Below are 13,593 nucleotides of genomic sequence, written 5' to 3' on the forward strand. Positions count from 1 at the left end.
TTATAACATTTTATTCAAAATATCAGCCCCAATAGCAACCCCTGGCCAACCTTGTCCTGCAAAAATAGTGTCACCAACATTATATAAATTTTTAAAAGGAGTATTACAACTAGGAAGTTCTAAAATATTTTTTAAAGTAATTGCTTTACCACCACAATTTGTTCTATTTATATATCTATTAAAAGTTTTAGAAGTTGCAGCAAAAGATATAGAAATCTCCTCTTTTTTTACAAAATCAAAATTTTTTAAAAACTCATTTATAATAAAATCTTTTGTCTCTTCTTTTTTATTTTCATACTCTTCTTTAGTCAAACTTTCCCAAAAAATAGCTTTTGAGTGTGTTGATATAGTTATAGAATAACCATTTGTTGAGAGTTTTTCATCATTTTTATCAGAAAACGAAACAAAAAAAGAGTTTGATATACAATTTGGAATATTCTCTTTTAAAATTATTTGATAGTGATGTAAAAAGTTCTCTTTTGAGTTTAGTTTTAAATAAACAACAAAAGCACTTTGGTCATTGAATGAAAACTTTTCATAATATCTTTTTATATCTTCATCTAAAAAAAGTTTTGAACTCTCAAATATTGTAGAATTTAATATAACTTTTGAAGCTAAATATTCATCTTTTGTCGAAATTATTTTATATTTATCTTCAAATCTTTCTATAGAAATTATCTCTTCTTTATTTGATACATTTACCTCTTTTAATAAATCTTCAACTATTTTTCCCATTCCACCATTTGAGTAATAAACTTTGTGAAAAGGATAAGATAATCCTAAACTCAAAGCAAGAAGTGACAAATCTTTAGAAGTTGTTTGTAAAGTTATCAAAAGTTGTGAATCTATAAAAGCTTTATACTCTTTTGAAATATTTGGTAAAACTTCATTTATATATCCATCTGCTGTTTTGAACAATAAAAATCCGAACTCTTTGAAAAGTTCAACTATAAAAAGTGCTGTTTTAGCGTATGCTTTAAAACTATATTTTGAAAAATAAATATTTTTTAATTTCCAAAATTTTTCATCTATTTCTTTTATGGTTTTCCAAAAAATTCTATTGTTTTCATGATAATAAACACTATTTAAATTTGATAAAAACTCTTCAAAATTTTCAACTCTATCAACTATTTTTTTATTTTGAATAGTTCTAATTGCCACATGACTCTCAATTAGCTCAGGCTTTAATCCAACTTCATCAAATATTTTTTTTATTACATGATTTTCTTCATATCCTACAAAAGTTGTGGCTCCCGCGTTAAAAAATTCTCCAAATCGTTTAAATGTAGAAGCACAACCACCTAAGTTTTTATCTTTTTCAAAAAGTATTAAATCTTTTTTTTGATTTAATGAAGCAATCATTGCTCCACCAATTCCACTGCCAATTACTGCAATTTCAACTTTTTTCATTGTTTGCTCTTTTAAACTCTTCAATTGCCCTATTTCTTGAAAATTCAATACTTACTATTTGAGCTGGATAATTTAAAAATAGATTTGATTGAACACCATTTTCAGTATGGATTAGTTTAGGATTTACCTCTTTTAATTCTAAGATTACTGATTTTATAAAAATTGCATCTTTATCAAATTTTGCACTTTGTAAATATGGATTAAAAATCCTAAAATATGGCACAGCATCAGCACCAGTACTAGCAGCCCATTGCCAAGAACCAATATTTGAGCTTGCTTCATAATCAAGTAGTTTTGAAGCAAAATACTCTTCACCTTTTTTCCAATCTATAAGCAAATTTTTTGTTAGATATGAAGAAACAATCATTCTTAAACGATTGTGCATAGTTCCAGTTAAATTGAAATATCTCATAGCTGCATCAATTAGAGGAACTCCAGTATTTCCATCACACCATTTTTGAAAATTTTCTTCATTTAAAGACCAATTTACTTTAATTTCATTTAGATTTTCAAACTCACTTTTTGGGAAATGAAACAAAATATAGTTATAAAACTCTCTCCAAAAAAGCTCTCGTATATAAAAATCTTTTTGACTTTGAATTGCTCTTACTTTTTTTATTTTATTAAAAAGTTCCCTTGGACTTATAAGACCAAATCGTAAATGAACAGCTAGATTTGAAGTTGCATTTTTATAAAAAAAATCTCTATCTTCTTGATAATTTGAAATTTTTAAAGAAAATTCATCTATAAGTTCATCTGCATTTTTTTCTAAAAATTCTGGTAGTTTTTGTTTTATAAATCCTAAATCCTGTAAACCTAGAATAACATCATAATCAAACTCTATTTTCTTTAGATTTTTATTTCTTTCAAATAAAACTAAACTCTCACTTTCCCAAATAAAACTAAGTGATTTATAAAAAGGAGTAAAAACTTTATATGGAGTTTTATCAGATTTTAAAGCATCTTTTGGATGAATTATAAATGAATCTGTAAAAGTTTCCATTGCAATGATTTTAGATATCTCTTCATCTCTTTTTTTTGCATAATTATCAAAATCAACTGAACATAAAATAGTATCAAAACCCTTGTTTTTTAGACTTTCAAAAACTTCTTTAGGAGTTCCATAAAATATTGCTAAATCAAGCCCAATACTTTTTAAATCTTCTTTTAATTTTAAAACATTTTTATAGATAAATGTTACTCTTTTATCATCTTTAGAAAGTTTATCTAAGATATTTTTATCAAATATAAAAATAGGCAACACTTCATCTTTAGCATTAGCTAATATTGCACTATCAGTTACTCTTAAATCTCTTCTAAACCACAAAATTTGTTTCATTATTTATAAGCCTTAATATCACTTCGTAAAGCTAATTCACTTGGATATGGATTTAAAAATTTTTGGATTTTTAAATACTGTACATCAAATCTTTTTACATATAAATTTATAAGTTTCATAACTGCAATCAAAGGAATAATTTTTTCTTTATACTCAGATAAAGCTTGTAAAATCTCTTCTTTTTCTTCTTTTGTGATTAGCTTTTTGAAATATCCAAAAATATGAAGAAGTACGTTGTAAGTTTTATTTACACTTCCTTTTAAACTTATCGCTTTTAAAAACTCTTCTTTGTACTCTGCTAAAATTTCATTTAATTGTTTTTTATCTTTATTTGCAACAATTCTTCCTAAAGTTGTATAAGCTTTTTGAGATTTTAAATAGATTAAATATTTATAAGAAGTATGAAAAATCACCAAATCATTTAAAGTTGGATTTGATTTTAAAAATTCAAATAGATGTTGATATGCAAAAATCTGCATCAAAAAATTTTCCCTAAGCCAAGGGTCAATCAATCTTCCCTCTTCTTCAACTGGTAAATATGGATATTTTTCTTTTATTTTTTTTGCAAATACTCCAACACCATTTTTCACGCTAGGTGCATTAAAAGGTTTGTAAACTTTTACCCTTTCCATTCCACAAGTAGGAGATGCTGATTTTAAAATAAAACCACATAAATCATCATTTTCAATTCTATTTGCACATTCAGTTGAGATATTTTCAAGTTCAGTTGTTACATCTTTTGGATTTTTTGTTGAAGTTACAATTTTTAGTTGCCCATTTTCATCTAAAGTTTGTCGAATAGCTTCTCGTGGACTTCCCCAAATTATAGTTTCTGGACAATAAGATGATGTTTCAAAATATTTTTGTAAAACATCAACTATAAACTTATCAGTTGCTCCTACACCATCATATCGACATTTTGTTCCAATCAAACAAGCAGAAACTCCTAATTTCATGAGAAATCCTTTTTTTATTTTATTTTATAACAAAAAAAGGTCTATTTGTAGGTAAATTTATTCAGTTTATAGATTCAAATTCATTCTTTTTAAAATCTCATAAGTCTTTGTCACATCATAAGTTGCACTATGATATTTTTCTCCATCAAACTCTATTCCATAATATAAACAAGTTTCATCAAGTTTTGGATTTTTTACTCTTCCATTTTTTCCAAAAACATTTACTATTTTTTTATTTTCATTCATTGTACAAATATGATTTTCAAATTTAACTCGATTGTTTATATGTCTTAATTCAAACTTTATATTATGAGCAATTAAAGTTTGAGTTCCAAAACAAAACTCTTCAAAATCTTCATCTTCAGTGAAATATGAACTATAATTTTTATCTTTTCTATAATCAAGAATTAAATCAGGAGTTAATCTATGAACTGCATAAGAGTAAAAATTCACTGGAAATCGTGATAAATAATATCTATGAAATTTATCCAAGATATTAAAATCTTTGTCTATTTTAACAGCTGCTATTTCTATTACATCACCAATATTTGAACTATTTGTTTCAAAATCTAAAATTATCATTTTATATATTTTTCTCTTTTTTTATAAACTATTTCTTTTATCTTTTTATAATTTTTTGAATTCGTAGTATATAGTTTTTCTATTAAATCTTCATATTTTTTATAGGTATTCCAAACGTTTGATGCATGTTCAAATCTTTGCATTTTTAAAAGTTCAAAACTTACACTTGCATTTACAAAAGCTTTTAAAATAAATGATTCCTCTCTTGTTTTTTCATCATTTTTATATTTTTTCCAAAGTTCTTCTAATTTATTATGTGCTTCAATAAAATTTTCTATTTCTAATAGAAAAATAATGTCATTTAATTCTTCATTTAATTGCATTTTTTAGCCTATTTTAGTTTCTATATTGTATCAAAAGTTAATAATAATTTTAATTGGTTAATAATATTTTAAAACAATAAATACTATGATTAAATAGTAAGATGAATTAATTTTAAAGGAGTTTATCATGCAAATAAATTCAAACTCTGTCTTAAATCAAAATGTTTATTTAAATGCAAATCAAGCACTTACAAGAATAGCAACTGGTGTTGAACTAAATCAATCAAGTGATAATGCTTCTAGTTTGTCAATTGCAAACAGTTTATTAACACAATCAAATGGTTATGCGCAGGCTATTGAAAATACAAATTCAGCAATTGCAGCAACTCAAATAGCTTCAGGTGCAACAAATGAACAATCAAATATTTTAAATAATGTAAAAGAAAAACTTCTCCAAGCTTCAACTGATACAACAAGCCAAGAAGGTAGAGATGCAATATTAAAAGATATACAAAAACAACTAGAACAATTTGATAAAATTGCAAGTAATACAAACTATAATGGAACAACATTACTTCAAAATAGTCAAACAGATACATCTTCTTCTCAAACTTTGCAGTATCAAACTGGATTAGTTGGTCAAGATATTATTGAATCAGGTGGAGTACAATCGAACACACAAGGATTAGGACTTACAAATTTAGTAAATCAAAGTCCAACTACTTTTGACTCAAATACAGCAAAAAGTTTTTTAGAAACTGTAGATAATGCAATAAGTAATTTAAATGATATTAGAGGAAATATAGGTTCTGTTCAAAATCAATTAGAAAGTTCAAATAGAAATCTTCTAACTCAACAAACAAGCACTTTGAGTGCTGCTTCACTTTTTGATACAAATTATGCAAAAGAATCTTCAAACTTTTCAAAACAAAATATATTAGCTCAAATTGGTGCTTTTGGACAAGCCCAATCAAATAATATAAATCAGCAAACTGTTTTAAGACTTCTTTCATAAAAAAAGCTCAAGTTAAAACTTGAGCTTTTATCTTCTATATCCATGATGAAAATCATGGAAATTTCTATGATGGTGTCTAGGAGGATAAAATCCAGGATAGTAATAAGGTCTTGGGAAACTATCATAAATTACAACTACTTCTGTAGGTGGTCTTCTATCATAATAGTCATCGTAATAATCATCCCTTATATATGTTGTAGTTCGTTCATAGCCATTATTATAAGGCGTATTATTATAATTTGAATAATTTCTTGAATCTCGTGAATTATTTGCAATTGTTGCACCTAATAAACCACCAGCTACTCTTGCAACATCTTTGCCACTACCTTTTCCTATTTGATTCCCAATAGCAACACCTAATGTTGCTCCAACTACTGTATCTAAACCAATTGAGTTATTATCTGCAAATACTAAAGAACTTGAAATTAAAAGTATTGATAAAATTTTTTTCATTTAATATCCTTTTATCTTGTTTGGATTAGTATAAGCCTTTATTGTGAATATATTGTGGAAGTAAAAAATTATTTCAACTTACCAAAAATCTTATATTTTTCCCAGTAAATATCTAAAGCTTCATTTAATTTTTTATCAGATAATTTTGTTTTTTTCTTTATTCCAAATCTTGTTATAAAAGATTCAGACATTATAGTTTTTTCTTTAGTTGGATTTTTCAAAAAAGCAAACATTGCTTTTTTTACTTCTGTTTCACTACTATACTTTAGTAAATATCTATAAAAATATTTATCTATAGTTACAGGTATTCTATTATGACATTTAACACAATCTGTTTCATATATATTATTTTTATCATTTTTAGCAGCAAAAAGAGTTAATGAAAATAAACTTATAAATATAAAAATTCTTACCATCTAATCTTTACCTTTGTACCAACATCAATTTCTGAAGTAACTTCAATCTTAAAATCATACTCTTTTGCAATCAAAGAAACAATATTCAAACCAATACCAAAACCACCTACACTTTTATCAAATCTAGAATATCTTTCAAATAATTTGTCAAGATTTTCTTTACTTATTCCTTTTCCACTATCTTCAATACTTAGGCTATTTTTACTCAATACTACTTTTATAAAACCTGAGATTTTATTATATTTTATTGCATTAGAAAGTAAATTATCTATTAATTTTGAAATTTTTTTAATATCACAAAAAATCATAACATCTTCTTTTATGTATATATCAAATCTTATTTTTTTCATTGTTGCGATACTTGAGAAAAAGTCTATTCTTTGTTTTAGAATATTTGATAAATTAATCTCTTCATTATTAGATATTATTTGATTATTTAAAGTTACAAAAGTTAAATCTTCATAGATATTTGAAATAGTTTTTGCTCCAATTTCTATTCTATTTATTTTTTTTGCAAGTTTTTCATCTAACAAATCTTTATTTATCATTTCAATATTTGTAATAATTGCAGTAACAGGAGTATTTAACTCATGAGTTGTATCTTTTATAAATCTATCAAGCAAATGTAAAGCATCTCGCATTGGTTTTAAAAAAAGTTTTGATATAAAGTATCCAATAAGTATCATAAATAAAAAAGCCCCTAAAAAGGCTATAATCATCTTATATTTTATATTTTCAAACCAGATATTATCATCAGGAATTTCTATAATTACATATTTTGAACCTAGATAGTAAGATTCAGGTTCTTTTATAAAATGAATTTGATGACCGCTTAAATAAATGACATCATCCAAACTTACTTCTTCTGATTTTAAAGTAGAAAAGATTTTCTTTTTATCACTATCAAAAATTGCCGATTCAAACTTTTCATCTCGTGGATAAATATTATTTTTATCAATATTAATATGTAAATCTTTTAATCTAAAGATTAGATTATTTGAATAATTTTGTAAAAGTTGTCTCTTTTCTTGTAACATCAAATCTTTTTGGAATTGATAATATAAAAATGTAACAACACTTAAAATTACCAATACAAGAAAAGAGTATAAAAAAGAGAAACCTAGAATAGTTCTAGTTTCACTCTTGGTTAAATCTATACCCGAGTTTTTTAAGACTAACAATTTTATCTTTTCCTAAAATCTTTCTAAGATTTTTAATATAAGTTCGTAAAGAGTTATCACTATACTCTTCATCATAATCCCAAACATAATCATAAATTCTATCATGAACTAAAAGTTCATTTGGATGCTGTAAAAAAAGTTTTAAAAGTTTTAACTCTTTTAAATTTAATTTTACTTCAACTCCATTGTCTCTTAATTCATTAGATATAGAATTAAATGTGATTTTTTCTGTAATATTTATTAATTCATTTTTATTAGAAAATTCTCTTTTTAATATTGTCTGAACACGAATTAAAAGTTCTTTTAACTCGAATGGTTTTCTAATATAATCATCACAACCACAAGAAAATCCTTCTTCTAAAGAATCCATAGAATTTAAAGAAGTAATAAAAATAGCTGGAGTATTTTTGTTTTGATTTCGAACTTCTTTTAAGACATCAAAACCACTTTTATTTGGAACATTTACATCAAGTAATAATAAATCAAAATTATGTTCATAAATAGAAGAAATTGCTTCATCTCCATCATAAACACAAATTACATCAAAACCTTGTTCTTCGAAATAATCTGATACCGTTTCACTCAGATTTAAATCATCTTCTAATAATAATATTTTACTTTTCATTTTCAAGTTGCTTTTCTTCTAATGTTTCATTTAATCTTTTTTCATATTGAGTTCTTTCATATTCACTCATTTTTGGAATTCTAGAATTTAATTCCTTTAAAAAAGATAGTTTATTCTCATCTTTTACATAACCAATTATTTCAATTAATTCTTGTGTGCTCATTTCAGAATAATCTTCTTTGGCAATCAAAGAACTAAATAATAAAAAAATTATTAATACAACTTTTTTCATCTTCTCAACTTTTTTATTTTCATTGTAACATAACAAACGTATAATAATTGTTGAATATACAATATATTTATTCAAAAAAAAAGAAAAATAATTATCAATTGATAAATTTTAGGATTCTCTAAATAATTTTTCACTAAAATCAAATAAAAAGAGAGATTATGTTTAAAAATATATTAATTATGAGTTGTTTAATTTTTTTATTAAATGGTTGTTTTGGTGAAAAAAAAGAAGAAAAATGGACAGCTTTTATATATCCTAAAAAAGAAGATACAAAAAATAAAATAAAAAGTCCTATAACTTTTACTTCTCTTGAAGAGTGCAAAAAAGTCTCTATTTTAGAAATTAAAAATCAAAATTTAGAAAATATTGCTTCATTTAATTGTGGACTAAATTGTATTTATCATGATGGTATGAAACTTGATATTTGTGAAAAAATGTCAAATGAATAAAAATTTTAATTTTAAATAATAAGGATAGTAATGAAAGAATTAAAATATTTTAACATTTGTTACCATTCAAATATTCTTGATAATAAATTTAGTGAATATCTATCTTCTTATTCTAACAACTCTTTTAATTATGATAATCATGAAGAATTAATAGATTTAATAAATACTAAGGATATTCATGTAGTTATTACAAAATATAATTTTGAATTATTAAAACAAGTCAGAGTTTTAGATAAACAAATACAAATAATTGCAATTTTAGACCAATTAAATGATACTCATTTATTACAAAGTCTTGAATTAACTCAAATAAAATTTATCCATAATTTAAATTGTATAAATGATTTTATTGATACATTAAAAATTTGTATAAAAAATTTAGATTCAAAAACTTCAAATATACAAACACTAAAAAATGATTTTGTGTATGATACATATAATAAAATTTTATTTAAAAAGAATGTTTTAATTCCCCTAACAAAAAAGGAAATTTTATTTTTTGATTTTATTTTTAAAAATAGCAATATAGCTTTAAGTTACGATAAGATAAATAATGAAATTTGGAATGGTTCTATGACTCAGGATGCATTAAGATCTTTAATTAAAGAAATAAGAAAAAAAACTTATAAAGAATTAATAAAAAATGTCTCAGGTGTAGGATATAGGATAGATATATAAAGCTTATGTTAAATGAATGAAAAAATATCTTTAAAATATATTTTCAAGCTTTTGCTTGAAAATAAAAAATCACTTATTTTTGGGCAAGTAATAACTATAATTGCTATACTAATAAGTGTCCCTATTCCTCTTCTTTTACCACTTTTAGTAGATGAAGTATTACTTAACAAACCTGATTTTTTTGTAACAAATATTGATAAACTTTGGGGAAATGGCTCAGCTTTTTATTATATTGCAATAGTTACATTTATTGTTTTATTTTTAAGATTAACTTATTTTATTTTTAGTGTAATTATCACTAAAATATTTACAAAAATTTCTAAGTTTGTAACATTTAAAATAAGAGAAAAACTCTTAAATCATCTTGAACTGGTGAATATGAATGAATATGAAAGTTTAGGAAGTGGAAGTATAAGTGCAAACTTAATAACTGATGTTAATACTTTAGATAATTTTATTGTATCTGTTTCAAGTAAATTAATATCTTCTACTTTAACTTTAATTGCAGTTGCAATAGTTGTGATTAAAATAAATTTCATTTTAGGTTTAATGATTTTGTTTATTCAACCTATAATCATGATATTATCAAAAAGAATTGCAAATAAAACAGGTTTATTAAAAAAAGAAGAAAATAAAGCAGTTGAAATTTTTCAAAATAATATAAATGAAACTTTAGATTTATTTGGTCAAATAAAAGCTAGCAATAAAGAAAAATATTTTTTTGAAGATTCAATAAATAAAGCAAAAAATATTCAAAAAACTTCAAATGAATTTAACTATAAAAGTGTTGCTTATGAGAGATTTTCATTTACTATTTTTTTAATTGCATTTGAAATTTTTAGAGCTGTTGGATTGATTTTAGTTGCTTATAGTGATTTATCAATTGGTTTAATGTTTGCAATGTTTGGATATATTTGGTTTATAATGACTCCAATCCAAGACATTTTAACTATTCAATACTCATATGCAAGTGCAAAAACTGCAATAAATAGAATAAATAAGATTTTAGAATTAGAAAAAGAAAAAAATGGAACAATTAAACTAAATAAAAATACAAAAAAAATAGATATTTCTATAAGAAATCTATCTTTTTCATATAATAAAAGCAAACAAACTTTAAAAAATATCTCTTTTGATATAAAAGCAGGAGAAAAAATAGCTATTATTGGAGCAAGTGGAAGTGGAAAAACTACAATTGCTCATATCATTTCAGGCTTTTACTCTAAAACCTCGGGAGATATTTTATATAACAATATTAGTATTGACGAAATTGAAAGACAAAGTTTAAGAGAAAATATCTTTTTAGTTTTACAAATGCCCATTTTATTTAATAATAGTTTACGATTTAATATCACTATGGGAAATGAAGTTATAAGTGATGAAGAAATTTATAGAGCTTTAAAAATTGCTCAATTAAATGAAAGTATTGAAAATATGCCAAATAAACTTGATACGATTGTAGGAAAACATGGAATAAGACTTAGTGGAGGTCAAAGACAAAGATTATCAATAGCAAGAATGATTATAGCAAATCCAGCTATTGTAATTTTTGATGAATCAACTTCTGCACTTGATGTACATACGGAAACAAAACTTTTTAGTGATTTAGAAGAATTTTTAAAAAACAAAACTGTTATTACTATAGCACATAGATTAAGTACAGTAAAAAATGCTGATATGATTTATGTAATAGATGATGGGAAATTAGTTCAAAGTGGAAATCATAAGGATTTAGAAGAAAAAGAAGGTCACTATTTAGAATTTGTAAAACAACAGCTTATTTAAACTATAATAACAAACTAAAAAATTTAAAAGGTATTAGATGGATGCAATAAATTTAAAAAACTATTTTTTCTATTTTGCAAGCTTTGTTGTAATTATAGCTGGAATTAAAATGTCAAGTGAAGTAGTTGTTATACTATTTTTAGCAATTTTTATCTCTTCAATATTTTCATCTTTATTAAAGATACTGCAAAAAAAACATATACCTAAAGTTTTATCATATATATTTATTTTATTTTTAGTAATTTTAGTGAGTCTAATGTTAGCTTATGTAGTAAATATTTCATTAAAAGATTTTATTACAAATCTTCCAGTATATGAAGAAAAATTTAAAAATTTGATTTTAAATTCAATTCATTTTATACAAGCATATGGTGTTGAAATCGATAAAGCAAAAATCATGGAAAGTCTAAACTTTGGTTCTTTTTTTGGTTTTACTACAAATATCATTGGAAGTATTAGTACTTTCTTATCAAAATTTCTTTTAGTTGTAATTGGTGTAGCTTTTATTTTAGCAGAATCAAAATCTTTCCAAACAAAACTAAGAGTTATTTTTAGAAATAATGCAAGAAAACTTGAACATTTTAATCTTTTTTCATATAACATTCAAAGATACTTTGTTGTTAAATCATTTACAAGTTTTTTAACAGGTTTTATAATTGCTATTATGTTGTCATATTTCGGAGTTGATTACCCTATTTTATGGGGTGTTATTGCAATGCTTTTCAACTTTGTTCCTGTTGTTGGTTCTATTATTGCATCATTTCCTGCGATATTATTAGCAATAATGAATCTTGATGTAAATGCAACTATTTGGATTACAATTTTCTATGTTGTAATAAATATTTCAATAAGTAATATACTAGAACCAAAACTTATGGGAAAAGAACTTGGTCTTTCTCCTTTAGTTATTTTTTTCTCTTTAATTTTTTGGGGTTACATCTTAGGAATAGTAGGAATGTTCTTAGCTGTTCCAATAACAATGACTTTAAAAATTGCTTTTGATTCAAATTTAGGAACGCATTGGCTTGGAATTTTAATGTCAGATTTATCAAGAAAAAGAGAAAAAAACAATAAAGAAGCATAAAAAGGAGATAACTCCTTTTTATAATTTATTTAATAAACTATCTATTCTTTTATTTGCAGTTATTATTGTTTCTAAAGATATTTGTTCACTTAAAATTTGAGTATAAACTGTATCAACAATCTCTTTTAATGTTATAGGTTTTGCTAATTGATTTGCAAATAAAAGCATATTTACTCCTGAATTTATAGCTAAAGTTAACGTTTGTTTTAAATCATAATGTTTTGAAATAGCATACATTTGTAAGTCATCACTTACTAAAACTCCATCAAAACCTAATTTATATCTTAATAAATTTGTATTTATATTATAAGATAATGTTGCAGGATATTCTTTGTCTAATTTTTCATTAAAAACATGAGCCGTCATAATCATATTTGCTTTACCATTATTAATTAAATATTTATATGGCTCTAACTCTTTTTGATTCCATGTATTTGTTATATCTACAAAACCTAAATGAGAATCACCTAAAGATGAACCATGACCAGGAAAGTGTTTTAATACAGAAATGATATGCTCTTTTTTTAATTCATCAATAAAAATTGAAGAGTATTTTATAACCTCTTTTGAACTCTCTCCAAAAGAACGTCCTCTTGTTACAATTACTTTATTTTCTTTATTTATAGCCAAATCAACAACAGGAGCAAAATCAAGATTTATTCCTGATTCTTTTAAATCAATTGCAAGATTTTTATATGTTTGTTTTGCAAAAGATTCACCTTTTAAAGCAACTTCACTTGCTTTTGGAGTATTTACAAAACCATCACTACTTTTTAATCGTTGAACTATTCCACCCTCTTGGTCAATTCCAATAAGTAATTTTTGTTTTGATATTGATTGAAGTTCTGAAGTTAAAATCTTTAATTGCTCTTTATTTCTTACATTTTTTACTTTTTTCTTATCATTTGGATCTTTATCAAATAAAATAACACCACCTAAACCTGCTTTAATATTTTGATATATTTCATCTTTTTGGCTTATATTTTCTCCATTAAATCCTAAAATCACCATTTTTGCAATCATTTTTTCTATATCTTCTTTTGAATAACTCTCATTAGCAAAAAGATTATTAAAACCAAAACAACATATAAAAACTAAAACTAAAAACTTCTTTTGCATATAAAC

The 13,593-nt window shown here is 24.1% G+C and carries 16 protein-coding genes; 5 read left to right on the forward strand and 11 right to left on the reverse strand.

Features of this window, described 5'->3' with window-relative positions; all coding sequences use genetic code 11:
- The 5 genes from ADFLV_RS08955 to ADFLV_RS08975 form a co-directional block, all read right to left on the reverse strand.
- Complete coding sequence (locus ADFLV_RS08955; protein WP_129010564.1) at positions 1 to 1,410, reverse strand: NAD(P)-binding protein; 1,410 nt, start codon at positions 1,408 to 1,410, stop codon at positions 1 to 3.
- Positions 1,397 to 2,749 (reverse strand): cryptochrome/photolyase family protein, encoded by a 1,353-nt coding sequence (locus ADFLV_RS08960; protein WP_129010563.1) that lies wholly within the window; start codon positions 2,747 to 2,749, stop codon positions 1,397 to 1,399. The genes ADFLV_RS08955 and ADFLV_RS08960 overlap by 14 nt, the downstream gene beginning before the upstream one ends.
- Entirely contained in the window at positions 2,749 to 3,705 is a 957-nt protein-coding gene (locus ADFLV_RS08965) for a YbgA family protein (protein WP_129010562.1), read from the reverse strand. Before ADFLV_RS08965 ends, ADFLV_RS08960 begins: the two co-directional genes overlap by 1 nt.
- Positions 3,706 to 3,771: 66 nt before the next feature.
- Complete coding sequence (locus ADFLV_RS08970; protein WP_129010561.1) at positions 3,772 to 4,287, reverse strand: 3'-5' exonuclease; 516 nt, start codon at positions 4,285 to 4,287, stop codon at positions 3,772 to 3,774.
- On the reverse strand, positions 4,284 to 4,610 hold the full coding sequence (locus tag ADFLV_RS08975; protein WP_014474447.1) for a DUF309 domain-containing protein: 327 nt from the start codon (positions 4,608 to 4,610) through the stop codon (positions 4,284 to 4,286). Before ADFLV_RS08975 ends, ADFLV_RS08970 begins: the two co-directional genes overlap by 4 nt.
- Positions 4,611 to 4,737: 127 nt before the next feature.
- On the opposite strand from ADFLV_RS08975, the gene ADFLV_RS08980 reads away from it, so the two are divergent.
- Positions 4,738 to 5,565: a flagellin gene (locus ADFLV_RS08980; RefSeq protein WP_129010560.1), complete on the forward strand. Its 828-nt coding sequence runs from the start codon at positions 4,738 to 4,740 to the stop codon at positions 5,563 to 5,565.
- Positions 5,566 to 5,592: 27 nt separating this feature from the next.
- Here the strand turns inward: ADFLV_RS08980 and ADFLV_RS08985 are convergent, their stop codons facing one another.
- The 5 genes from ADFLV_RS08985 to ADFLV_RS09005 all read right to left on the reverse strand — a co-directional run bounded on the left by ADFLV_RS08985 (position 5,593) and on the right by ADFLV_RS09005 (position 8,472).
- The gene (locus ADFLV_RS08985; RefSeq protein WP_014474449.1) at positions 5,593 to 6,018 is read right to left on the reverse strand and encodes a glycine zipper 2TM domain-containing protein; all 426 of its coding nucleotides are present in this window, start codon (positions 6,016 to 6,018) and stop codon (positions 5,593 to 5,595) included.
- A gap of 68 nt (positions 6,019 to 6,086) precedes the next feature.
- Entirely contained in the window at positions 6,087 to 6,434 is a 348-nt protein-coding gene (locus ADFLV_RS08990; protein WP_014474450.1) for a hypothetical protein, read from the reverse strand.
- Positions 6,428 to 7,615: a sensor histidine kinase gene (locus ADFLV_RS08995; RefSeq protein ID WP_041654811.1), complete on the reverse strand. Its 1,188-nt coding sequence runs from the start codon at positions 7,613 to 7,615 to the stop codon at positions 6,428 to 6,430. Before ADFLV_RS08995 ends, ADFLV_RS08990 begins: the two co-directional genes overlap by 7 nt.
- Positions 7,572 to 8,240 carry a response regulator transcription factor gene (locus ADFLV_RS09000; RefSeq protein WP_129010559.1) on the reverse strand — a complete coding sequence of 223 codons (669 nt, stop codon included), beginning with the start codon at positions 8,238 to 8,240 and terminating at the stop codon, positions 7,572 to 7,574. The genes ADFLV_RS08995 and ADFLV_RS09000 overlap by 44 nt, the downstream gene beginning before the upstream one ends.
- A complete protein-coding gene (locus ADFLV_RS09005; protein ID WP_129010558.1) occupies positions 8,230 to 8,472 on the reverse strand; it encodes a DUF1104 domain-containing protein in 243 nt (80 codons plus the stop codon). The genes ADFLV_RS09000 and ADFLV_RS09005 overlap by 11 nt, the downstream gene beginning before the upstream one ends.
- A 158-nt stretch (positions 8,473 to 8,630) precedes the next feature.
- Between ADFLV_RS09005 and ADFLV_RS09010 the strand changes: the two genes are divergently transcribed.
- Genes ADFLV_RS09010 through ADFLV_RS09025 form a run of 4 tightly spaced genes read left to right on the forward strand, consistent with a single transcriptional unit; the run spans position 8,631 to position 12,468 of the window.
- Complete coding sequence (locus ADFLV_RS09010) at positions 8,631 to 8,921, forward strand: hypothetical protein (RefSeq protein WP_014474454.1); 291 nt, start codon at positions 8,631 to 8,633, stop codon at positions 8,919 to 8,921.
- Positions 8,922 to 8,951: 30 nt separating this feature from the next.
- Entirely contained in the window at positions 8,952 to 9,599 is a 648-nt protein-coding gene (locus ADFLV_RS09015; RefSeq protein ID WP_129010557.1) for a winged helix-turn-helix domain-containing protein, read from the forward strand.
- Between the two features lie 12 nt (positions 9,600 to 9,611).
- The gene (locus tag ADFLV_RS09020) at positions 9,612 to 11,384 is read left to right on the forward strand and encodes an ABC transporter ATP-binding protein (RefSeq protein WP_129010556.1); all 1,773 of its coding nucleotides are present in this window, start codon (positions 9,612 to 9,614) and stop codon (positions 11,382 to 11,384) included.
- A 37-nt stretch (positions 11,385 to 11,421) separates the two neighbouring features.
- Positions 11,422 to 12,468 carry an AI-2E family transporter gene (locus ADFLV_RS09025; protein ID WP_129010555.1) on the forward strand — a complete coding sequence of 349 codons (1,047 nt, stop codon included), beginning with the start codon at positions 11,422 to 11,424 and terminating at the stop codon, positions 12,466 to 12,468.
- Positions 12,469 to 12,486: 18 nt separating this feature from the next.
- Here ADFLV_RS09025 and ADFLV_RS09030 read toward each other — a convergent pair whose 3' ends face one another.
- Entirely contained in the window at positions 12,487 to 13,587 is a 1,101-nt protein-coding gene (locus ADFLV_RS09030) for a glycoside hydrolase family 3 N-terminal domain-containing protein (protein WP_129010554.1), read from the reverse strand.
- Between the last annotated feature and the right edge of the window lie 6 nt (positions 13,588 to 13,593).

It is taken from the genome of Arcobacter defluvii, from assembly GCF_013201725.1.
Classification (GTDB): Bacteria; Campylobacterota; Campylobacteria; order Campylobacterales; family Arcobacteraceae; genus Aliarcobacter; species Aliarcobacter defluvii.